This window comes from Phenylobacterium sp. 58.2.17 (assembly GCF_026411515.1).
Classification (GTDB): domain Bacteria; phylum Pseudomonadota; class Alphaproteobacteria; order Caulobacterales; family Caulobacteraceae; genus Phenylobacterium.
This window is the reverse complement of sequence record NZ_JAPMTQ010000001.1, coordinates 161,661-184,472: the sequence shown is the minus strand read 5'-3', so window position 1 is coordinate 184,472 and position 22,812 is coordinate 161,661. Positions and strand designations below refer to the sequence as shown.

The following is a 22,812-nucleotide window of genomic DNA, read 5'->3' as shown; positions in this document are numbered from 1 at the left end:
CCGTCTTGCGCCTGCCGCGAACCGCTATGTAGGCTGCCGCTTCAACGCCGGGAGCCGACGCATGAAGTTCAAGCAGCTCGGCCGGACGGGCCTCTATGTCTCCGAGATCTGCCTGGGAACCATGACCTTCGGCGGCAACGAGGAGGCCGGCATCTGGAAGGCCATCGGTTCGCTGCCGCAGGCCGAGGTCGACGCCATCATGGGCAAGGCGCTGGCCGCCGGGGTGAACTTCTTCGACACCGCCGACGTCTACTCGTTCGGGGCCTCGGAACAGCGCCTGGGCCAGTCGCTCAAGAACCTCGGCGTCAAGCGCAGCGACGTGGTGCTGGCGACCAAGGTGTTCGGCCAGATGGGGCCGGGCCCCAACGACCGCGGCGCCTCGCGCGGCCACATCATGGACTCGGTGAAAGCCAGTCTGGAGCGGCTGCAGACCGACCATATCGACCTCTACCAGATCCACGGAAACGACACCGTGACCCCCATCGACGAGACGCTGCGCGCGCTCGACGACCTGGTGAGCCAGGGGCTGGTCCGCTACGTCGGCGTCTCCAACTGGGCCGCCTGGAAGATCGCCAAGGCGCTCGGTCTCTCCGAGGCCAAGGGCTATGCTCGGTTCGAGACCCTGCAGGCCTACTACACCATCGCCGGCCGCGACCTGGAGCGTGAGCTGGTCCCGATGCTGAGCGCCGAGCAGCTGGGCCTGATGGTCTGGTCGCCGCTCGCCGGCGGCCTGCTGTCGGGCAAGTTCGGGCCGGGCTCGAACAATCCGGAAAACGCCCGGCGCACCAATTTCGACTTCCCGCCGGTGAACCTCGATCGCGCCTGGGCTTGCGTGGAGGTGATGCGCGACGTGGCTCAGGCGCATGGAGCGTCCGTGGCCCGCGTGGCGCTGGCCTGGCTGCTGGCCAAGCCGCACGTGATGAGCGTGATCATCGGCGCCAAGACCGTCGAGCAGCTTGACGACAACCTGGCCGCCGTCGAACTGGAACTGACAGCCGAGGACATGCAGCGGCTGGACGAGGTTAGCGAGCTGCCCGCCGAGTATCCCGGCTGGATGTTCGCCCGCCAGGGGGGAGCGCGCGTGCCTGCGCCCTTCACCCCGAAGGCCTGAGGTCTGTGACGCTTGATGAGCCTGCGCCGATCGCGGTGGTGCGCGGCGCGCCGACGCCGCAGATCCAGGCCCTGTTCGCCAGTTTCGTCGCCCGGCTCGGGGCGCCGGTTCGTGTCGTCGGCGTCGTGGAGGAGGAGCCCGTCCCCGGCCGCGCCCAGCTTCGCAGTCTGACCGACGGGCGGCGGTTCGAGGTGTTCCAGGAGCTGGGCCGCGGCTCCAGCGCCTGCAGCGTCGACGCCGGCAGCGTCGTGACCGCCTGCGAAGCGGTGCGCGGCGACATCGCCGCCGGCTGCGACCTCGTGGTGCTCAGCAAGTTCGGGCGGCTGGAGGCTGAGCGCAGCGGCCTCAGCGACGCCTTCGCCGCCGGCCTGGCCGGCGGGGTTCCGATCCTGACGTCGGTGGCCCCGAAGTTCGATCCGGCGTGGAGCGCCTTCGCCGCGCCGCTGTTCGTCATGCTGCCGCCGCGGCTGGAGGCGGTCGAGGCCTGGTGGAGAGGCCTGAGCCGGCAGGCGGCCTAGTCGCGGAGGCGCCGGCGCAGCCGCATCGCCTCGCGGTCGTCCAGCCCCGGGGGATAGGCCAGGCAGGCGTCCCACCGCCGCGCTCCGCACCGCGCGCAGGCCGCCTTGATCCGGGCTGCGACGTCGGCCACCGGCGTCTGCAAACCGCCGTCGCCCAGCGTGTAGAGCCGGTGCGCAATCCTCAGCGGGTCGTAGCGCCGCCGCCAGCCGCATCCGCCGCAGGAGAGCAGCACGACGCATCCGGGAAAGTACCGCGCCTGGTCGAGCCGGGGCGCGGGCAGGGGCAGTTTTCGATCGCGCGCGCGCGCGGGCATGTCTCGTTAAAACAAAACAAGAACATTATCGCCATGGCCCTAGGGTGGCCGCCGGCGACCTGGCGCCACCGTCCGTAGTGGATGTGCGGCCCGCTCCCTTGTGGCGGCGTCGGGCAGGCGCGATGAGATCGCTGTTCGTCCAACGCTGTAATTCGGAATTGAGCTCGGCCGCACACTGCGTCAGTGTTCGGTGTCGGCAGGGGCTCGAAGGTATCCGAATGCGGATGATCTATTTGGTGCTCGCCCACGAAGGTCGGCCGCAGCTTGACGCCTTGGTCGAGCGATTGGCGCCCGCGGGCGGCCTGGACATGGTCATCGTTCATGCGGACCGTCGCTCGGACCTGTGGCGTAGCCTGCGGGAGGACCCTCCCCCTGATACCCAGCGGGTCGAGGTCATCCAGAACCCTGTCTCGGTCCGTTGGGGGCATTGGAGCCTTCAGTCGGCGATCATCCTGCTGATCGAGCGGGCGATGGAGTTCGAGTTCGACTACGCGCACCTCGTCAGCGGGTCCGACTGGCCGGTCGTGTCTCGCCAGGAGATCGTGCGGGAGCTCGATGCCTCCCAGATCCCCCTTTGCTACATCGAAGCGGAGTTCGGGCGGGAGGAGGAGCGGATGCAGCGCTTCCACATCGATGCGCGCTGGCTCCGGCCCGATCCGCGGCGCGAGCCCCTGGCCTACCGATTCAAGCCGGCGATCGTTCGCCTCTCGCGATGGCTGGATAGCGCGCGTCACCGGCTCCTAGGGGACCGCTCGCGGCCATGGGGTCGGTGGTTCAAGGGCGAGACCTGGTGGTCGCTGCCGTGCGATGCGCTGTGCGTGGTCGCGGCCGAGTTGCATGGCGTGACGGCCTCGGGCCGCCTGCGCGGGACCTATGTCTGTGAGGAGCACGTCGTCCAGACCATCGTCGCGGCGAAGTTTCCGGACCGCCTGGCTGATTGCCGGCGCTACATCGACTGGGTCGAGGGCGGCGACAGTCCGCGGGTGCTGGGGCGCGGCGACCGAGAGGCCATCGCCGAGAGCGGCGCCTGGTTCGCGCGCAAGTTCGCCCTGGCGAACGACGATTTCTTCCTGCGCCTGCCGCCCTACAGCTGACTGCGCGGCGTTTCCCCGCCGTGGCGGCGGGGGCGTAAAGCCCAATGATTCAAGGGAAGAAGAATGGTGGATGCGACAGGGATTGAACCTGTGACCCCCTCGGTGTGAACGAGGCGGGCGCTATGGAAAGTGTAATAAAATCAATGGGTAGTGTGGCGGCTCGTCGCCCATGATACGCCGCCAACGCCTGATTTCGGGACCGTTTCTGGGGAATATCTGGGGAGTGGGCCCCAAGTTCTGATCGTCACCATTCGGGGGCGTAGCGATCGGCGACAACACTTCCGGCCCACGCCCAGATCTGACGTAGCGCCTTGCCACCTTGCCAGTGGGAGGCCCCAATGACCAAACCAACCGTGCTGCGACGCCGGATGCTCGCAGAGGCTCAGAACTGGCGGTGCGCGTATTGCGCGGCGGCGATGGCGGACGATGCGGCGCACCCGATCGCCGCGACCGTCGATCACGTGGCGCCAAGAGCCGTGGGCGGCCGCGATGATCCGCTCAACCTCGTGGCGGCCTGTCGAGCGTGCAATGGCGCAAGGGGTGCAGATATCGATGCATGGACCTTCTACAAGCTCCGCAAGCGGCTGCGCGACGCCGACGTTTGGGCTCCTGGGGCTTTGCCCCCGCCTGCCGTTCGGCGTTTTTTGAGCGCGCATCGAGAACTTACCCGGGCCAAGATTGCGCTGCGTAGGCTCGCATCTGGCGGCGGATGGACAGCTTCCCAGCTCCTGATCAACGAACTTGTCGACACCCTCAATGACGGGTGCACGCTCACCGCGCTGCAGATCACCCATCTGCCTCGCCCCGGGCCAGTCGCAGGTTGTGGGCGCCAGCTCGGTCCGGAGTCGAAATACGCCGCCGAGATGGAGGAGCGCCTGCCTTGGGAATGCCTCTGGAACCGGAACGCGATCGTTACGTCAGTCGCGGACGACCTTGACGGTGACGCTCGGCGTCAGCATGCTTGAGGTTCGAAACTTTGCATTGCTCCGACAATCTGACAGCGCCCCCTGGCCGAGCACAGCTCGTGCCGGCGCTTCTGCATGTGTCGAGCTCTTCCCAACATTGGAGGCGGTGTCATGCGTAAGGACATGGCGAAGGTGATCGTCACCCGGCCGCGGATTGTCGACAGCGTGCGTCGCCGCGGCCGAGCGCGGTCGGATGATCTGCTGCCGAAGGGCGTTGGCCTGCGCCGCGACGCTATGGAGCACGGTGGCTTCAAGGCGTTGAACGAGAACCTCGCTCCGTTGCGCCGGTATCTTGAAAGGCAGGTGGGGCGGTCTTGGAACAAGGTCTTTGGCGAGATTGCTTCGATTGGATGCGGCCCTTCGATTGGGTGGTTTGGCAGACTACGCCCGAGGGGCGAATGCTCCTTTCCGATCACTCTGCAATCGCCGGTGCTACGGCCGAGCAGCTGTCGAAGGTGTTGACCGCGCATTTCCGAAAGGACCGCTTTGCAGACGGCACGCTACTCGAGGCCTTCGAAAGTGGGTTCATGCGAGCGATTGCGGGACGCGCAGTCGTGCTCCTGGGCGGATTCGACGCCGACGGCGCGCCGTAGTTGATCGTGCTCGACGTGATGCTCGCAATTGGTCACGACAATTTCGCTTGAATCGGGCTTCTTGGTCTTTGAGAGCGTCCAATGGACTGAGAGCTGAGTCACTGGGGTGTCTGTGCGCATAGTGAGTGACGCATTCGGGCGCGTAGCAACTCCAACAGCGTTCTTGCGCATCCGACTTTCAATGACGTCGGCGGCTACGTGAGCGCAGATCGGTCGCCACATTCGTCACGCTTGCGCAGGAGTTACCCAGCGCCAAATCGGCTGCAGGTCCTCCGCGAGGCGAAAGGACTTTCGGTGGCTGAATTCAGTCGCCTCGTCGGAGTTACACCTCAGGAAATTGGCTACCTGGAGACCGGCAAGCGCCAGCTTACGGTCGCGTGGCTGAAACGACTGGCCGCTACGCTGCAATGTGCGCCGTGGTCGATCGTCACAGAGCAGGATGTGTCAAACCTATCTACCGACGAGCAACAGATGATTATGGCCTATAGACGTATGACAAGTCAGGCGCGATCCGCGTTGCTTGCCCGTATCGTAGCTGAGGTCGAACTGCCAGATCGTCAAGCTTAGCTTTATTTAGCATATATGTTTGGCGTGTTTGCTGCCCGCTTGCAGCGAGGGTAACAATCTGTTTTTCTAAAATCCTGCGATCACTATCGTGAGGAGAGCGGCGATGGCCGCTTCCGACGGCCCCGGTGCGAATTTCAGCGGAAACGCACCCCCGATCGTGCGGGTGGCGCAATACGTCCGGATGTCAACCGATCATCAGCGGTATTCGACGGAGAACCAGGCCGATGCGATCCTCAAATATGCAGAGGCTCGTGGGATGCGGATCGTTCGGACCTACTCAGACGAGGGCAAGAGCGGTCTCAACATCGGCGGCCGGAGCGGCCTGCAGCAGCTAATCGAGGAAATTCAGGCCGGCGCCGATTTCGAGGCGCTGCTTGTTTATGACGTTAGCCGTTGGGGGCGGTTTCAGGACGCCGACGAAAGCGCCTACTATGAGTACCTCTGCCGTCGGGCGGGCGTGCGGGTGATCTACTGCGCCGAACCGTTTGAGAATGACGGAACGCCGATCGCCACTATTGTCAAAAGCGTGAAGCGCGCCATGGCGGGTGAGTACAGCCGCGAGCTGTCATCGAAGGTCTTCGCAGGTCAGTGCAGGCTAATTGAGCTCGGGTTTCGCCAGGGCGGAGTTGCGGGCTACGGCCTTCGTCGCTTGTTGGTGGACGACAAGGGAGAGCCAAAAGGCGAGTTGGAGCGCGGTCAACACAAGAGCCTGCAAACCGATCGAGTTGTTCTAGCGCCCGGCCCCTCACAAGAGACTTCTGTCGTCCGGCGCATCTATCAGATGTTTGTTGTCACGGGTTTGACCGAGGCCAAGATTGCGTTCGATCTCAATGCGGAAGGCATCGTTGCTGATCAAGGCAAGCCATGGACCCGCGGCGCGGTGCACCAAGTGCTCACCAACGAGAAGTATGTCGGCAACAACGTCTTCAACCGCTCGTCCTTCAAGCTGAAACAGAAGCGGGTGCGTAACCCGCCTGAGATGTGGGTGCGCGCCAATGGGGCGTTCGAATCTGTCGTGGCGGTCTCGGTGTTTGAGCTGGCGCGCCAGATTATTCTCGACCGATCGCGCCGCCTGACTAATGAGGAGATGCTTGGCGCGCTGCGACGTCTCTATGAGGAAAGGGGTGCGCTCTCCGGCCTCGTCATCGACGAAGAAGAGCACATGCCCTCAAGCAGTGCCTTCCGTTCGAGGTTCGGCAGTCTTCTGCGCGCCTACCAGCTGATCGGGTATCGCCCCGACCGCGACTATCGCTATTTGCATATCAATGCACGCCTCCGCGAGCTCTATCCGGCCGTAGTTGCTGAGGTGGCGGCGGGCGTGCGTACCCTGGGCGGCCGCGTTGAGGGGCCTGACCTTGCGGGTCGAATGCGGGTGAACGATGAGCTGACGCTCTCGGTTGTGATCGCTCGCTGCCGACAGACTCAAGCAGGCGGATATCGCTGGCGGCTGCACTTCGACACAAGCCTAGCGTCGGACATCATGATCGCGGTGCGCATGGACGCGGCCAACAGAAGTGTTCTCGATTACTACCTATTCCCTCGGATCGACATCGTTGATGGGCGCCTTCGGCTCATGGAAGACAATGGTCTGTCCCTCGACGCCTATCGGTTTGACGACCTTGCCGGGCTGTTTGAGCTTACGGCTCGGGTTCCCTTCGCGGAGGCCGCCTAATGGACGAGGCGAACATCGTCATCGAGCTCATCCCGATTGATCGGGTCGCGGTGCTCAATCCTCGCGCCCGCAATCGAAAGGCCCACCGGGAAATAACAGACAACATCGAGGGCATAGGCCTGAAGCGGCCCATAACCGTGGCGCGTCGCACGCTTCAAAACGGAGGAGAACGATATGACCTCGTCTGTGGAGAGGGGCGAATAGAGGCGTTTCAGGCGCTCGGCCAAAGCCATGTGCCGGCCATTGTCGTCGAGATGCCGGAGGAGGCCTGCCTTGTCCGCAGCTTGGTCGAGAACATCGCGCGGCCGCAGCACCGCGGCGTCGACAACTTGCGAGAGGTCGGGCAGCTGCGCAAACGAGGCTATTCGGACGCCGAGATCGCCGAGAAAATCGGTGCCTCGCCGTCATGGGTCAGCATGATCAACACGCTCCTGGAGAAAGGGGAAGAGCGCCTGATTGCGGCGGTGGAAAGCGGAATTATCCCCATCACCCTGGCGATGACTATCGCACGCAGCGATGACGCGGGCGTCCAACAAGCTCTGGCCGACGCCTATGCCGACGGTAAGATAAAGGGGCGGAACGTCGAGACTGTACGACGACTTTTGGAGCACCGACGTCGCAGTAGCGGCCTTGGCCAATCGCGATTTGGCCGGCCATCTTCTAGCAAGCGTCCAACCCCTGAGCAGCTAGTGCAGGTGTTTCGGCGCGAAGCCGATCGTCAGCGTTTGATCGCGAAGAAGGCTGATTTTGTACAAAGTCGCCTGCTGTTTGTGGTCCAAGCGCTCAAGGATCTCAGGGCTGATGGCGCCTTCGCCACTTTGCTTCGAGCCGAGCAGCTGGACACGATGCCAAGAGCCCTTGATGCGCAGCTCGGAGCATTGCGATGAGCGATTCGGGGCCAACGCTGGGCGTGCGGCTAGGATTCGAATCTCAGGGCGTGCGCCTGCAGATCTCTGCGATCGCGCCTATGAAGTCCCTCCGGCCTAGCGTGAAGCTGAGCGCAAAGTACCGTCAAATCCTGACGTCTGTGCAGGCGGTAGGTCTGGTGGAGCCGCCGGTTGTGATCCCCGATCAACTCGATAAGCAGCGCTACTTTTTGCTCGACGGTCACCTGCGGATTGAGGCGTTGAAGGACCTTGGTCACACCGAAGTCGTCTGTCTGGTGGCGACCGACGATGAAACCTTCACTTACAACAAGCGGGTCAACCGCCTTCCAGCACCGCAAGAACACCGAATGATGGTGCGCGCCATTGAGCGTGGGGTGGCGCCTGAGCGCCTAGCTGAGGCGTTAGGCTTCAATGTTCAATCTGTGCAGCGCCGGGTTCGGCTCATGGATGGTATTGGCGAGGAGACCGCCGAGCTTCTGAAGGACACTGTCTGCCCACTAAGCGTGTTCGACGTGCTGAGGAAAATGACCCCGCTGCGTCAGCTTGAGACCGCGCAGATGATGATTGGGCACAACAATTTTGGCAAACCATTCGCAATGGCCATGCTTGCGGCGACGCCGGAAGCGCAGCTCGCTAAGCCGCGTCGGCGGGGCAAGCCCGCGGCCAATCCAGTGACCAGGGAGCAGGTAGCGCGATTGGAGCGGGAGCTTGCGAGCCTGCAGATGCAGATCAAGTCTGTCGAAGAGACGTATGGACTCGACAATCTGCATCTGACGGTCGCCAAGAGCTATCTCACCAAGCTTCTGAGCAATGTCCGCGTGGTGCGTTGGTTGGCCCAACAAAGGCCAGAGTACCTAACCGAATTTCAAGCGATCGCCGAATTGACGAGCCTGCCTGTCGAAACCTCAGCGGCGGCAGAGTAGGGGACCGGGACCCGTAGAGCGCCGGGACCGTCGGAGAAGCCGTCGTGTGGGGCGGATCAAGGACGGTGGTGGGAATGGCGGCGAACCCGTTCGGAGCCCACCAGGCCGACCGCTATCAGATCGGCCGCACGCCAATTGTAATCGATGGAGGCTTCGATGCAGCTGGCAGCGCACTACAGCCAATTCTCAGGCTGTCCGGATTGGCGGTAGTGCGCGACAGGTCAGTCGCCAAGCCTGCGTCCAAATTCGACGTCCCAGCGAGTTAGATCGCACGACGTAGGGGTGTCCGTGTGCCTACCGGCATGTGGCGGCCTTGGGAACTCTCCGTCGTGGGGAGTAGAGTTGACCCGTGGCTGGAGCAGGCCGCAGGATAAGCATCCATCCGCGTAGGCTTAGGATGGGTTGGGGGCGACTATCTATGAGTGACAAGGAACGCATCGAGCAACGGCTTGAGCGACTTCGGCAGAAGTTGTTGGACTTGTCCACAATGAACCGGATGCTGAGCTTCCGGCATCCCAAGGCATCTTGCTTGCGGGTAGTCGATGAGCTTCCCCATCAACTCTTTGATGTGCTCCGGGACGGCGCGACGCTGACGTTCGAGCCGGTTCCCGAGCCTACGCAACGGGAGCTGCAGGCCTATAACGCGCCGCGCCCGGACCAGGTGAGGCGCGCAAACGAAGCGCCGTCCACCGCTCGACCGGACGCCGCGACGTGGGCGCGACACCTCGGCATTAGCGTCAACTACGACCTCCCGGTAGAGACCGACTCGTTTGAGCGGGAGGAGCGTCATTCGGACCGCAAGGTGCAGACGCTTCACTTCCCCGATGAGCTGGATGCGCGCCTGCGGAAGATCCGGGCCTCAGCGCGAACGGCTGTCGAGGAGAGCGGCGCCAATATGCTCTACCTCGCTTTTGGTTTCTTGGAGTGGCGAGATCAGCAAACATCTAAGGCCCATCAGGCGCCGCTTGTGATTATGCCTGTGGAGCTCGAGCGCGAAGCGGTGCGTGGCGGTCAGTACCGCACCAAGATCCGGTGGACCGGTGAAGAGCTCCAACCCAACCTGTCGCTGAAGAAGAAGCTTGAAGAGCTCAATATCGACCTCCCCGCCCTGGAGGAGGAGCAGCAGCTCGAGGACTTCCTAACGGAAGTTACTCGCGCCATCCGCCACAAGCCGGAATGGATGGTAAGGCGATATGTCACGCTCGGGCTCTTCGAGTTCGGCAAGATCTTGCTCTATCTCGACCTGGATCCTGAGCGTTGGCCGTCACATGCGCCGATCTCGGACAACCGTCTGGTTGGCGAGATACTCGGTGGTCCAGAAGGCGCCGACGATGTCGAGATCGACGGCTGGACGCCTGGGGCCGATCCCGACGAGTCGCCCGAGGCCTATAAGGGGCGCGACCTCAGTCTGGAGGTGGTCGACCGCGCCGATAGCTCTCAGTGCGAAGCGCTGGAAGTCGCGCTTGCCGGGCGAAACCTCGTGGTCCAGGGCCCGCCGGGCACTGGCAAGTCGCAAACCATCACCAACCTGGTCGCCGCCGCGCTCTCGCGAGGAAAGACGGTCCTCTTTGTGGCCGAGAAGCTGGCTGCGCTAGAGGTCGTGCGCCGACGCATGCGTGAGCTCGGATTGGGCGACTTCTGCCTTGAGCTCCACAGCCACAAGACGCGGAAGACCGAGGTCCTCGAGGACATTGCTACGAGGATCCGCGCGAGCGCCAGAATCCGGCCTCCGAGGGATTATGAGGGCGCGCTTTCGAGGCTCTCCGACCGTCGGCACAAGCTGGCTACCTACATCGACATTGTGGGCGGCCCAGCCAGCGGCTTTGCCGATCTGACCATCAGCGATGCGCTGATGAAGGCCGGACAGGCGCGTCGAAAGCTTGGGGCGTCCGTGAAGGACGTCGAGGCCCTACGTCCGCACTTTGCTGCGCCTGTCGGAATGACGTGGGCGATGCTGGCCGACGCCAAGGGGCGGCTTAGCCAATTCTCTGGTTCGATCAAGGAGCTTGGGCTTGAAGGATCTGCGTTCGCCCATGTTTGGGCGGGCGTTTCATCGGAGAAGGTTCTGCCGCACGACGCGGACTATATCGCAGACCTCGCTGGCCAATGGGCCGAGAAGGCCGATGCCTTGGCCTCGGTCTTGGTGGACCCAAGGCTCAAAACGTTGCCGCTGACCGCGGTGGCGGGGGCGGCCGATGACCTCGCCAGGCTGGCCGCACATCGCGCCAACCTGCGAAGTGCTGACCAGATCGCGGAACTCGTAGAACAGCAATTTGGCCTTATGGTCAGGCGTTCAGCAGTCGGGGCCACTGATCTCATCGCTTTGATCGGCGCGACGAAGGATGCGCCGACCGCAGATCTTCACCTTCGAAATTCTGCGCTGCTGGGGAGCGGCGCCTGCGACCATTTGCGGGAACACCAAGCGAGGCTAGACGCCCTTCGCAAGTCCCATGAGGCCTTGGGCGCGGTTATCAAGGAAAGCGCCTTCAGCACCCACATCGACGATCTGGAAGAATGGGCTGCGGCCCTCTCTCAGACCAGCCTATTTGCGCGGCTAGGGAAGCGGTGGCGGTCGGCGACGGAGGGTGTGAACGCCATACTGCGGCCCGCCGCCCTCAACGCCAAGCCAGCGGCGAAGGCCGCGCACGTCGAGCATCTGCGGCAGCATCAGCTGGGCCTTAGGGCCATGCAGGCGAACTCGGCTATAGAGGCGATGGTAGGTCCTGAATTCTCTCAGCTTTCCCTGTCTCTGGAAGCTCATCTGCGGATCGCAGACTGGTCAGAGCGAACTAGAGCGCGGCTGCGCAGCGAACTTGTGCCCTCGCTTCTCAATGCATCAGTTGAGACCCTCGCGATCCTTGCCGATGCCGGCGACGACCATGCGATGGAGCATTTGGCCGGGATTGAGAAGCTTGAAACGGGCAACGCATTTGCGTCCTCGTTCTGGAGCTTAGGCGCCCGCAAGATCGCCTCGTCAAACGTCGCCGCGCTTGCCGAGAGCGCGGCTTTTGACGCCGAGTGGGACAGTCTGAATGAAGTCGTGGCGGCATGCTCTTCGGCCGCACAAGCTGTCGTCGCGGCCGAAGAAGCGTTCACGACGGCCACGGACCTGGACGAGGAGTACTGGTTTGGTGAGGGCGGACGCCCTGATCTGGAAGGCGTTAGCGCGCAAGCCCGCTTGGCCGCCGCCCATTCTGATCTGCTTGCAGGTTGGCTCGACTTCGACCGCGCCTTCAAGAACTCGAACGCGGAGTTCGAAGCGCCGCTTGCGATTGCCGGCGCCAACGCGAGTGTTGCGCCAGACACGATGTCACTGGCTTTGGACTTCCTGGTCTTTGACGCCATCGCCCGAGAGGCGTTCGCCGCCATGCCGGCGTTGCTCAGGGCGTCTGGCAAATCCTTGGATGTGCTGAGGAGCGAATATGCTGCAATCGACGCCGAGGTGATGGAACTACGGCGCGCTCACATTGCATCCACCCTCCTTGAGAAGAAGCCGCCCGAGGGGCGAACCTCCGGTCGTAAGGCCGACCTTACCGAGATGACCCTCGTTCGCGCTGAGCTGGCCAAACAAAAGCGCCACATCCCTATTCGTCAGCTCATCAGGCGCTCGGGCAAAGCCATTCAGACCCTCAAGCCGTGCTTCATGATGGGGCCCTTGTCGGTAGCGCAGTACATCGCGCCAGGTACTTTGAAGTTTGATCTCGTGATCATGGACGAGGCCTCGCAGATGAGGCCGGAGGATGCGATCGGCGCGCTCGCGCGGGGCGGCCAGGCGGTGATCGTCGGCGACACCAAGCAGCTGCCCCCGACCTCATTCTTCGACCGAATATCGGACAGCGCCGCTGACGAGGATGACGAGGAGATGACGCTCGCCGAGGATGCCAAAAGCATCCTGGAGCTCTCCGAAGCGATCTTCACGCCGCGCATGCTGCGTTGGCACTATCGGTCGCGCCACGAGAGCCTGATCGCGTTCTCCAACAAGCAATTCTACAAGAACGACCTGATCGTCTTTCCGTCCCCCTCCGAGCAAGGGGGGCGCTTCGGGGTGGGGTGGCATTTCCAAGATCAGGGAGCGACCACGACGGGGGTGAACCCGGTGGAGGCCCGCGCGGTCGCGCAGGCAGCTGCAACCGCGCTCCTGACAGATCGACGCCGCACGGTGGGTGTGGTCGCGATGAACATCAAACAGGCTCAGAGAATCTCTGACGAGCTTGCGGCTCTCGCGAACAAGGACCCGATCCTGGCCAAGGTGCTCAGCGAAGCTGAGAACAGCACGCGAGGTGAGCCGTTCTTCGTCAAGAACCTTGAAAACGTCCAGGGAGACGAGCGCGACATCATCATCATTTCGATGACCTACGGCCCGGCCACGCCAGGCGCGCGCGTGCCGCAGAACTTCGGTCCGATCACTCTGGAGACGGGTTGGCGGCGGCTAAATGTGCTCTTCACCCGCGCCAAGGAGCGCATGGAGATCTTCAGCTCCATGCGTTCGAGCGACATCGTGCCGAAGGAGGGCGCAGATCGTGGCTCTCGCTCGCTGAAGCTCTTTCTCGAGTATGCGGAGACCGGTCGCCTGGGCGAGGAAGCACGCCATAGCGGGCGCGATCCGGACAACGATTTCGAGGATGCGGTGATCGAAGGGCTTCGTGAGCTCAATTATGAGTGCGTGCCGCAAGTTGGCGTCGCGAACTTCTTCCTCGACATAGGCATTCGCGATCCAAACGCGCCGCACGAGTTCGTCGCCGCCATCGAGTGCGATGGCGCCACCTATCACTCGTCGAAGTCTGCTCGCGATCGCGACCGGCTGCGTCAGGAGATCTTGGAGAACCTGGGCTGGAGCATCATTCGGATCTGGTCGACGGACTGGTTCCGCGATCCGGCAGGCGAGGTTGCTCGCGTATCAGACGAGCTGAAGCGCTTGATTGCGGATAGGGCGGAGCGCCGCATAGCAAAGCCCCATGAGCCTGCCATTGTCGCCAAGCCCGCGACGGCGCCGGTCAACGGGGAGGCGGCTCCGGCCTTCGCGCCGGTGAGCGGACGCAAACGTTCGGTCGACGAACTCTCACGCGATGAGGCTCGGGAGGCGCTGATTGATTTGCGGGAGAACGCCATCAAGGTGGCCTTCCCGGAAGCTGATCCTGCGCGCGGGCTGCTGCGCAAGTCGATGCTAGACGAGTTGCTGCGAAAGCGCCCGAGGGACTCGGGAGAATTCCTCGGGAAAATCCCGATGGAGCTGCGTCAGAACACTGACGCGGACCAACTCAAGTCGTTCGGCGAGGCAATCTTTGAGATCCTTGAGAGAACGACATGACGGCGGAAGGCGGGGGACCTGCTCGCAACCCATCTGGAGCGTTGATTGGCGCCTCGTCATGGGGCTGAGGCTAGCTAGCCGTCCCGTTAGTCGACTTCCAGGGCCGACGCCCTGCTCGAAGCGTCTTGCGCACCGTCGTCCGTCGCTTCCTCCAGGAGAGGGGTGGGTTCGCTGAGGTCTTCCAGGCGCAGGGCTTCGGGCAGCAGCTTCGTGGTCTTGGCCCCAAGCTTCCTCAATGTCTCGGCCTGGCCCACGAGGTTGCCAGATCCGGTCTGTAGCTTGCCCATGGCTGCATCGTAGCTGGCCTTGGCGGTGTCGAGCCGCTGGCCGACCTTCTGCAGATCGTCCACAAAGCCGACGAACTTGTTGTAGAGGTGGCCTGCGCGCACCGCGATCGCCTCGGCGTTGCGGTTGCGGCGCTCGACTTGCCAGACATTGTCGATGGTGCGCAGGGCGATCATCAACGTCGTCGGCGTGGCGATGGCCACATTGTTCTGGACGGCGTAGCTCGTGAGGTGCGGATCGACCTCGAGCGCAACGGCGAGCGCGCCTTCGATCGGCACGAACAGGATGACGTAGTCGAGGCCGTCACCGGCCAGCGTTTGGTACTCCTTTGACGCCAGGCGCTTGATGTGGCTGCGCATCGACGTCAGGTGGGTGGCGGCGGCCGACGAGCGCGCCTCCTCGGTCTCAGCGTTGACGTAAGTTTCGAAGGCCGTGAGCGACACCTTGGCGTCGATGATCACGCGTTGGCTGTTGGGCAAGTTGACGATCACGTCAGGGCGCAGGCGCTGACCGTCGTCGGTGCTATGGCTCGATTGCGAGACATATTCCTCGCCTTCGCGAAGCCCAGATTTCTGCAGCAGCGTTTCCAGGATCATCTCGCCCCAGGCGCCCTGCGTCTGCACCTTGCCCTTCAAGGCGCGAGTGAGGTTGAGCGTCTCGCTGGTCATCTTGGCGCTTTGGTCCGACAACTGGCGGATCTGCTCGCCGAGCGCGGCGCGGTCCTTGACGGTCTCGGTGTGGGCGGTCTGCAGGCCCGTCTGAAACTCGTTCAGCTTGTCGCGCAAAGGGGTGAGCAGCCCGTCGAGCTGCTCCTTGTTTTGTTTGGTGAAGGCTTCGCCATGACGCGACATCACGTCGTTCGCCAGGACTTGGAAATCTTTGGACATCGACTCTTTGGCGTCGGTCAGGAGCCGCAGTTTTTCGGCGGACGCGCGCCGTTCCTGGTCCAAGGTCTCTTGGAGCTTGGCGAGCTCGGTTCGCAGGTCCGCTCGTGCGCGCTCGGCGGCCTGGAGCGAGGCTGCGACCTCGACCGCGTTGGTCTCCACCGTGGCCAGCCGTGCTTTCAGCTCAGAGTTCGTCGTCTCTAGCGCCGCCTTCGCCGCGCTCATGCCGGCGAGATCGGCCCCTAGCTGGCCCTTCGTCAGCAGTTCCGCGGCGAGCTGCGCTTCGACGGCGGCAAGCGTGGCCTCAAGCTGAGGGAGCTTGGCCAAACGCTCCTGGTGTACGGCCAGGTCCCGCTCAAGGGCGGTGTTGGCGGCGCGAAGGTCCAAGTCACCACCGGCGCTGGCCTTGCCACGTTGAAAGAAGAGCAAGAGGCCAGCTGTGAGGCCAGCGACCAGCACCGGCACGCCGACGGTGAGGGCGATATCCAATGGCGTCATGCGAGGTTTTCCATTCCGAAAGGCGCTCTCGCAGCGACCGGGCGCAGGGCGGCGTGACGCGCGGTGAAATGCAGAGCGGCGACAGGCGATGGATAGGCAGACAATTCAAACCTCCAGGCGCGAAATCCGTAGCCGCACCAAGCCTATCTGGCGTCGGCGTCAGATTTGGTCGCAGCCCTAGCCGCTGCGAGGCTCGCGCCTTGAGGGAGTGAGCAAACGAGACGCTCGCGGCTGCTATCCCTTCGGCTTACCGGGCGCTCGCTGCTTGGCCTTAGGGCGACCAACCTGCTTCGGCTCAGCGACGGCCTTGACGCCCTTGCTGATCGCCGTGGACGTCACGGATGAAATCGAGCCGTTCAACAGCACTGTGGCGGCTCCGACGGCCGCGCCAACCGGGACGCCGACAACAGGAACCACAGCGGCGACTGCGCCGCCCACTAGCGCTCGAGCAGCGGCTTCCTTTGTCAGATCATGCCTCAAGGCCGCCTTGCTCAGCTCCCAGGCCTCGCTGCCGAGCTCAGCGGCCGCCTTGCCGACAGCGCCCTTCGCAATCTTGAGATCTTCGGCGTCAACGCGGCCGTCCCCGTTGAGATCGCCGACGACATGAGCCGCGGCGGAGGCGGCGCGGGCGGTTTTGCTAGCAGCTTTGGCGGTGGTTTGCGCCGCGTCAGCCACGGCGCCCGCGCCGGCCTTAGCTGCGCCCTTTGCGGTATCGCCGACGACCTTGCCGGCCGCCTTCGCGGTTTTGGCGGCGCCTGCCGTTACTGCGGCGGCTGACTGAACGGTCGTGCTCATCGCCTTGCCGGAGGCCGTGATCGCGGCCCTGGTCTTCGCCGCCGTGGCCTTCTTCGCCCCGTCGACGACTTGGCTCGCAAGCTGCGCATGTTTGACTGCGGTCTTGGTGAGCTGCGCACCGGCAGATGGTCGTGACTTCATCGTCTCGTGAGGCGTCACGACCACGGTCACGGCGCTTTGGGGGCGCTCGGTCTTGCGAGGTGATCGCGCGGATTTTGGCGACTTACTTGTCATGTTTGAACGCCCTCCCAAGGCTTAGCTTACACTAGCATCAGTCGGTAAGGTCCCAAAATCGCTGACGATCCTTTGATCTGGAGTTCAGGGCTTGGTTCAAAGTCCGCGCACGACGAACTAATCTGAGGATCCTGCCTAACCCCAAAAGAACGATAGCTGGGATTTCAGCGCGCAGGTTCCCCTCAGGCAATCCGATTGGAGTTAGGGCTCGGATGCGTCCCGATGAGCGCTCGCTCAGTAGGTCGTCGGGGCTGCAGCATTCCGGAGCTACTCGATGTTCGACTACGAACGCCAAAGCACAGTCCGCAGCCTCCTCTTCCGCTACTTGGAAAGCCCCTCGCTGAAGCATCTGCGAGATCCAAAGCAGGTCGACGGCCTGGCCGAAAGCATCCTCACAGCGCTCGATCGAACGGGGCCGGTGTGGGAGAAGTGGGACGCCGTTCGAGGTGAGTTCCTAAAGGCCGCTGCAAAGGCCTGGATCCCATTTGACGAGCTCGTGACCTTCCTGAACGGACTTCCAGGTCCAAACCTCACGAAGACCGACGTCGCCCAGCGGCTAAGGGCTTTCCAGGAGGAGCCCTACGCGCACCTCTATCCGGACGAACGGGTGAAGGAGGCCTGCCTTGCACTCTATGCCGCAGAGCGAGAGGCCGGCACGGAGATGGCGGCCATCATCGGGGCGCTGCAGGAGTTCGCGGAGGCCGAGGAGCAGCGCCTGGACGAGGAACGACAGGAACGCTGGCGCGAACAGCAGGCGGCGGATCGGCTGGCGCTTCAGCGCCGCTTCTTGTCCGGAGCCGACTGCAAGTGGACCGCCCTGGACGGCTCAAAGGCTCTATTCCTGCGGAAGAACGGACGCGCTTTCCGGCTTTCGCCGACAAAGGACAAGCGATGGGAGTTGCATCGTATCGAGGCGCCCGGCGATGACGGAGAGCTCATGGGTCTCTATGCGACGCGCGGAGCGGCCAACAAGGTGATTGAGAAGCTGGCCTATGAGCCGGAGTGGCGGCGTTAGCCTGCTATGTCTGTGGTCGGGCTCTGCTTTCAGGTGAGGGAAGGGCCTGCTGCTTTGCCGATGAGGCGGCTAGACCTCGCTGCGAATGGCTCTGTTGGACGGAAATACAAGCGATGTGGGATCGCTTGGCGTTCCGTCTTAAGCGATCGCGCCGGCTGATCTTATCGGCGGCTGTGGCTCGGCGGTTCGGGACTATTTCGGGAGGCTGGTTGGGCGTGCGCCCATGGCCGCTGGCGAGGTCGCGGTCGTCATCGTCCATCAGCAGGTCATATCCGTGGCCTTAGTGGGTGCGGCGATAGCGCCGGCCCTTCGCGCCGCCGTGATCGACCATGACCGTCACCACTTCGGCGCTGTCGTCGCTCCAGACCAGCGCCAGCGAGGCCAACTTGTCGGGGTTGGAGCTCAGGTCCGCCCGGATGTCGCCGTCCTGCAATCGGCGGCGGCTGACGCGCAGCACGGTGCAGCCGCCGCCGACAGGCGCCTCGACGTCAGCATGGGCCAGGAGGTCGGCGATCATCTGGTGGGTAATCCCGCGTTGATTGGCGCGGATCGCGGCGTGGCAGGTCATCGAGAATGCAGGCACGTCCAATTCTCCATTGGGATTGAGCACAGCCTGTGTCTAGATTTGCCTTGCGCCAGATTTGGTCGTGGGGGGATCTGATGCGGCAGGAGAAGATCGCAGCCTTGTTGGAGCTGGCGCGGCATCTGGCCGCCAGCGCCGAAGGCCTGACGCTTGATGAGATGGCGCAGGTCGCCGGCGTCAGCCGTAGGACGGCTGAGCGCATGCGCGATACGCTCTTCTATCTCTTCCCGCACATGGACGAGATCTCTGATCCACCCACAAAGCGCTTTCGAATTCCCAACGGATTGGATGGCTTCGCCCAATCGCCGACCGCCGCTGAGCTGCTGGAACTCTCCAAGGCCGCGACCATGTTGCGGGCTTCCGACGCTGGGCCGCGGGCGGCCGTCCTGGAAGGGCTGGAACGGAAAATCCGTTCGGCGATGCGGGCCGCAACGCTTCGGCGCCTAGCGCCTGACGTGGAGGCGCTGGTGCGGGCTGAGACGATCGCCGTCCATGCCGGCCCGCGGCCGTTTGAGGATGAGCATGTCATCTCGACGCTGCGCCACGCCTTGATCGCGATGAAGGCGGTCTCCTTCACCTATCGGGGCGGGCGCACGCCAGGCCACCACCGCAAGGTCGCGCCTTATGGGCTGCTGTTCAGCCGCATGAACTATCTGGTTGGTTCGGAGTTGGGCGAGGTGGAACCGCGCAATTGGCGGCTTGACCGGATCGTCGATCTGGAAGTGCTTGAAGCCTATGGGGCGCCGCCCGAGGGCTTTAGCCTGCAGGACTATGCTTCTCGCTCCTTTGGGATCTTCCAGGGCGATGTCGAGCATGTGGTCTTGAGAATTTCGCCTGATGGCGCCGAGGACGCTCTGGGCTGGCGCTTTCACGCCAATCAGACCGTTGAGCTCCAACCGGACGGGTCGGTGCTCGTGCGGTTCGCGGCCAGCGGGATGCTGGAGCTCAGCTGGCATCTCTTCACCTGGGGCGACAAACTTGAAGTCCTGGAACCGAAGGTCCTGCACGACACGATGGTCGAGCAGCTGCAGATCGCGCTCAGCCGCCATGCGACCCCGACCAAATCTGGCGTAGTCACGGCCTAAGACGGCGGCATGAACACGCCCCGTCTCTCCGCCTCTCGGCTCAACAACTTCCTCGGCTGCGCCCATCACGCCGCGCTTTGGCTGGGTGGCGTCAAGCCGCCGCAGACGGAAGACGCCGCCTTGGAGCTCGTCCGCGCCAAGGGCTTCGAGCATGAGGCGGAGGTTCTGGCGCGGCTGGAAAGCGTCCACGGCAAGGCCGTCTCCATCGCCGACAAGGCGCCGCTCGAGCAGCGCGTCGCTGAAACCAGGGCCGCGATCGCCGCCGGCGCGCCGCTGATCTACCAGGCCGCCTTCGCCAACGATCGCTGGGTCGGCTTCCCCGATTTCTTAGTGCGAACCGAGGGCGCGGCCGGGGCGGCGCGCTATGAGCCGGAGGACGCTAAGCTTGCTCGTAAGGCCAAGGCCGAGCACGTCCTTCAGCTCGGCATCTATGCGGCGCTGCTGCAGGAAGCCGAGGGCGTTCCAGTCGGGCAGGGCGCTATCCATGTCGGTGGCGGGGAGCCCGAGCGCTTCGAGCTGCATCGGACGGGTCACATCACCCGCCGGTTGATGTCGCGTTTCGAAGCGTTTGCGGGCCAGCCAGCGCGCGAAACCCGCGCGATCCGCACGAGCGCCTGCGGCCAGTGCCCCTACCAACCGCGGTGTGAGGCGCAATGGCGGGAGGCCGACAGTCCGATCTTTGTCGCGGGGCTGCGCACCGAGCAGATGCTCAAGCTGGAGGCGGTCGGCGTCGGCACGCTGACGGACCTGGCTGCCCGTGATCCGAACGGCTCGGTCCCCGGCATCGGGCAGGAGACCCTGGCTAAGCTTGTGCACCAAGCGCGGCTGCAAAAGGCCGGCGCCGAGCGCGGGGAAGGGCTGGTCGAATTGCTGCCCGTGGAACCAGGCCGCGGGTTCACGCTGCTGCCGCCGCCGCAGCCTGGCGACCTCTTCTTCGATATGGAGGGCGACCCGCTCTATCCGGGCGGTCTTGAGTATCTCTTCGGGCTTTGGGGGCCGCTAGCGCCCGATGGCGCTGATGGTTTCTTGCCGATCTGGGCTCATGATCCGCAGGAGGAGAAGGCGGCGTTCGAGCGCTTCATGCGGCTGATCGTCGAGCATCTGGCGCGCTATCCGGCGGCGCGCATCTACCACTATGCGCCCTACGAGACCGCCGCCCTCAAGCGCTTGGCCATGCGCTATGCGACCATGGAGGCCGAGCTCGATCAGCTGCTGCGCGAGAAGCGTTTTGTCGACCTCTATCAGGTGGTCCGGCAGGCCATCCGAGCCTCCACCGAGGGCTATTCGCTCAAGGACCTGGAGAAGATCTACTGGGGCCAACGCAGCGGTGATGTCACAAATGCCGGCGACAGCATCGTCGAGTATGAGCGTTGGCGCGAGACGGGCGAGCAGTCGATCCTCGACGATATCGCGCACTACAACGAAGATGACGTGGTCTCGACGGCGCGGATGCGCGATTGGCTCGAAGGCCTGCGTCCGGCTGATGCGCCCTATGGCCCGACCGATCTAGACGCAGAGGAAGATGCAGAAGCCCTTGCTGAAAGAGAGGCCAAGGCGGCGGCACGTCGAGCGTTCGAGGAAGAGCGCCAGTTGCTGGCGACGCGCGTGCGCGCCTCAGATGCTCTCTCTGAACCGGCGCGCGACCTGGTCGCCGAGCTCCTGTGGTTCCATCAACGGGCGCAGAAGCCGCAATGGTGGGCGCTCTTCGACCGCCAGACCTGGAGCGACGACGAGCTCTTTGATGATCTGGAGAGCCTTGCTGGGCTGACCCTCGATCCGGCCACGCCGGTGTTCAAGGACAAGCAGTCCCTGGTCGCGACCTACCGGTTCGAGCCGCAGGACACCAAGCTGAAGGAGGGCGATCCCGTGAAGATTGCCCTGACCTTGGAGCCAGCGGGCAAAATCGTCGAGATTGACCTAGAGGCCGGCCGGGTGGTCGTGCGGCGGCAAGCCAAGGCCGGCGACTATCCGGAGCAGTGCTCGCTGATCCCTGGCCGCCTGATCGATCAGGACGTGCTCATCGACGCCGTGGTGGCCTTCGCCGGGCGGGTGGCATCCGGCCAAACTGACGGCGACCGCGCGCTCATCAGTATCCTTGAGCGCGCTGCGCCGCAAATCGGCGGCTTGGCGCCTGGATCGCCGATCGTCGCGCCTGGGGCCCAGCTGGTCGAGGCCGCTACCGCAGCCATTCAGCAGCTAGAGGCCAGCCACCTGGTCATGCAGGGGCCGCCGGGCACGGGGAAGACCTACACGACTTCGCACGCGATCCTGGCGCTCCTGGGCGCCGGCATGCGCGTCGCGGTGTCGTCCAACTCGCACAAGGCGATCAACAATGTCTTGGCGGCCGTCGAGGAGCGTGCTCGCGAGGCCGGGGTTTCATTTGTCGGCGCTAAGCGTGCCACCAAGGGGAACGCCGAAACGGTCTATGCCGGCGACTTCATTGCTCCGGCCTATTCCAAGGATGAGGTGACGGGCGACTTCCAACTTGTCGGGGCGACGGCCTTCCATCTGTCGTTGCCGGAAGAGCTTGGCCAGTATGACTATCTGTTCGTCGATGAAGCCGGCCAGGTCGCCTTGGGTAATCTCGTGGCGATGGCCGGGTGCGCGCGCAACATCGTGCTGGTGGGCGATCAAATGCAGCTGCCGCAGCCGGTCCAAGGGACGCATCCGGGCGAGTCCGGCCTTTCCTGCCTGGACTACCTGATGCAAGGGGAGGCGACCGTCGCGCCTGATCGCGGGGTTCTGCTCGACGTCTCATGGCGCATGCATCCGAGCGTCTGCGAATTCATCTCCGATGCATTTTACGATGGGCGCCTGCGCTCGCATCCAGACGCGGCTCGGCGGCGACTGGTTCTGAAGTCCGATGCGCATGGTGCTCTTCGACCTGCCGGACTGTCGGTGGTGGAGGTTGGCCATCAGGGCTGCACGCAAAGCAGCCAGGAAGAAGCGCAAGCCGTTGCGGACCTTGTCACGTCGCTGCTTGAGCAGTCGCTCATCGAAAAGGACGGCGCCGTTCGAGGCGTCGCCTTGGACGATATCCTGGTGGTCGCACCGTTCAACGCCCAGGTGAACGCCTTGCGGCGGGCGCTTCCGGCCGGCGCACGGGTGGGGACGGTGGACAAGTTCCAGGGCCAGGAGGCCATGGTCGCGATCGTGTCGATGGCGACGTCAAACGGGGCGCATGCGCCGCGCGGCACGGAGTTTCTCTTCAACGCCAATCGCCTCAACGTCGCGCTCAGTCGCGCGAAGTGTCTCGCGATCTTGGTTCGTGGCAGCGACCTTCTCGAGCTCTCTCCCGGGACGGTGGAAGATTTGCGGCGGCTCGATGGGTTTGCGCGGGCGGATGTTGTAGGCAGTCGCGACCTCAGCGAAAGCTGACATTGAAGATCTGTGCAGGCGGAGGTGTGACTTCCGGCAGATGGGGGCGGTGTGGTCAGGGAAGCGTTTAGAGACTGGCTCAGTGATCAGTCGTTCACGGGCA

General features: G+C 63.8%; 17 protein-coding genes. 13 read left to right on the top strand and 4 right to left on the bottom strand.

All coding sequences use genetic code 11. The annotated features are described in order from the left end of the window. Nucleotides 1–61: 61 nt before the first annotated feature. Nucleotides 62–1,111 carry an aldo/keto reductase gene (locus OUA97_RS00870; RefSeq protein WP_267229831.1) on the top strand — a complete coding sequence of 350 codons (1,050 nt, stop codon included), beginning with the start codon at nucleotides 62–64 and terminating at the stop codon, nucleotides 1,109–1,111. A 5-nt stretch (nucleotides 1,112–1,116) separates the two neighbouring features. Continuing rightward, on the top strand, nucleotides 1,117–1,629 hold the full coding sequence (locus OUA97_RS00865) for a DUF2478 domain-containing protein (RefSeq protein ID WP_267229830.1): 513 nt from the start codon (nucleotides 1,117–1,119) through the stop codon (nucleotides 1,627–1,629). Here OUA97_RS00865 and OUA97_RS00860 read toward each other — a convergent pair. After that, nucleotides 1,626–1,862, bottom strand: a complete 237-nt coding sequence (locus OUA97_RS00860; protein ID WP_267229829.1) for a hypothetical protein — start codon at nucleotides 1,860–1,862, stop codon at nucleotides 1,626–1,628. The genes OUA97_RS00865 and OUA97_RS00860 overlap by 4 nt on opposite strands. A 299-nt stretch (nucleotides 1,863–2,161) precedes the next feature. On the opposite strand from OUA97_RS00860, the gene OUA97_RS00855 reads away from it, so the two are divergent. The 8 genes from OUA97_RS00855 to OUA97_RS00820 all read left to right on the top strand — a co-directional run bounded on the left by OUA97_RS00855 (nucleotide 2,162) and on the right by OUA97_RS00820 (nucleotide 13,952). Then, on the top strand, nucleotides 2,162–3,037 hold the full coding sequence (locus tag OUA97_RS00855; protein WP_267229828.1) for a beta-1,6-N-acetylglucosaminyltransferase: 876 nt from the start codon (nucleotides 2,162–2,164) through the stop codon (nucleotides 3,035–3,037). A gap of 338 nt (nucleotides 3,038–3,375) precedes the next feature. After that, nucleotides 3,376–4,002, top strand: coding sequence for an HNH endonuclease (locus OUA97_RS00850; RefSeq protein WP_267229827.1), 627 nt, complete (start codon nucleotides 3,376–3,378; stop codon nucleotides 4,000–4,002). A 350-nt stretch (nucleotides 4,003–4,352) separates the two neighbouring features. Continuing rightward, nucleotides 4,353–4,595 carry a DUF6508 domain-containing protein gene (locus OUA97_RS00845; RefSeq protein ID WP_267230035.1) on the top strand — a complete coding sequence of 81 codons (243 nt, stop codon included), beginning with the start codon at nucleotides 4,353–4,355 and terminating at the stop codon, nucleotides 4,593–4,595. A 198-nt stretch (nucleotides 4,596–4,793) separates the two neighbouring features. Then, nucleotides 4,794–5,162 carry a helix-turn-helix transcriptional regulator gene (locus tag OUA97_RS00840; protein ID WP_267229826.1) on the top strand — a complete coding sequence of 123 codons (369 nt, stop codon included), beginning with the start codon at nucleotides 4,794–4,796 and terminating at the stop codon, nucleotides 5,160–5,162. Nucleotides 5,163–5,265: 103 nt separating this feature from the next. After that, nucleotides 5,266–6,834 carry a recombinase family protein gene (locus OUA97_RS00835; RefSeq protein WP_267229825.1) on the top strand — a complete coding sequence of 523 codons (1,569 nt, stop codon included), beginning with the start codon at nucleotides 5,266–5,268 and terminating at the stop codon, nucleotides 6,832–6,834. Next, the gene (locus OUA97_RS00830) at nucleotides 6,834–7,721 is read left to right on the top strand and encodes a plasmid partitioning protein RepB C-terminal domain-containing protein (RefSeq protein WP_267229824.1); all 888 of its coding nucleotides are present in this window, start codon (nucleotides 6,834–6,836) and stop codon (nucleotides 7,719–7,721) included. The genes OUA97_RS00835 and OUA97_RS00830 overlap by 1 nt, the downstream gene beginning before the upstream one ends. Further along, nucleotides 7,718–8,644: a plasmid partitioning protein RepB C-terminal domain-containing protein gene (locus tag OUA97_RS00825; RefSeq protein ID WP_267229823.1), complete on the top strand. Its 927-nt coding sequence runs from the start codon at nucleotides 7,718–7,720 to the stop codon at nucleotides 8,642–8,644. Before OUA97_RS00830 ends, OUA97_RS00825 begins: the two co-directional genes overlap by 4 nt. Nucleotides 8,645–9,062: 418 nt before the next feature. Then, nucleotides 9,063–13,952, top strand: a complete 4,890-nt coding sequence (locus OUA97_RS00820) for a DUF4011 domain-containing protein (RefSeq protein WP_267229822.1) — start codon at nucleotides 9,063–9,065, stop codon at nucleotides 13,950–13,952. Between the two features lie 86 nt (nucleotides 13,953–14,038). Here OUA97_RS00820 and rmuC read toward each other — a convergent pair whose 3' ends face one another. Beyond that, on the bottom strand, nucleotides 14,039–15,619 hold the full coding sequence (gene rmuC / locus OUA97_RS00815) for a DNA recombination protein RmuC (RefSeq protein ID WP_267229821.1): 1,581 nt from the start codon (nucleotides 15,617–15,619) through the stop codon (nucleotides 14,039–14,041). Nucleotides 15,620–15,853: 234 nt separating this feature from the next. Beyond that, complete coding sequence (locus OUA97_RS00810; protein ID WP_267229820.1) at nucleotides 15,854–16,585, bottom strand: hypothetical protein; 732 nt, start codon at nucleotides 16,583–16,585, stop codon at nucleotides 15,854–15,856. A 337-nt stretch (nucleotides 16,586–16,922) separates the two neighbouring features. Here OUA97_RS00810 and OUA97_RS00805 point away from each other — a divergent pair, with 337 nt between their 5' ends. Beyond that, entirely contained in the window at nucleotides 16,923–17,663 is a 741-nt protein-coding gene (locus tag OUA97_RS00805; protein ID WP_267229819.1) for a hypothetical protein, read from the top strand. A gap of 280 nt (nucleotides 17,664–17,943) precedes the next feature. On the opposite strand, the gene OUA97_RS00800 is transcribed toward OUA97_RS00805, so the two are convergent. Beyond that, complete coding sequence (locus OUA97_RS00800) at nucleotides 17,944–18,246, bottom strand: hypothetical protein (protein WP_267229818.1); 303 nt, start codon at nucleotides 18,244–18,246, stop codon at nucleotides 17,944–17,946. A 77-nt stretch (nucleotides 18,247–18,323) separates the two neighbouring features. Between OUA97_RS00800 and OUA97_RS00795 the strand changes: the two genes are divergently transcribed. Then, nucleotides 18,324–19,331 carry a WYL domain-containing protein gene (locus OUA97_RS00795; protein ID WP_267229817.1) on the top strand — a complete coding sequence of 336 codons (1,008 nt, stop codon included), beginning with the start codon at nucleotides 18,324–18,326 and terminating at the stop codon, nucleotides 19,329–19,331. Nucleotides 19,332–19,340: 9 nt separating this feature from the next. Next, nucleotides 19,341–22,709, top strand: a complete 3,369-nt coding sequence (locus OUA97_RS00790; protein ID WP_267229816.1) for a TM0106 family RecB-like putative nuclease — start codon at nucleotides 19,341–19,343, stop codon at nucleotides 22,707–22,709. Nucleotides 22,710–22,812 lie beyond the last annotated feature (103 nt).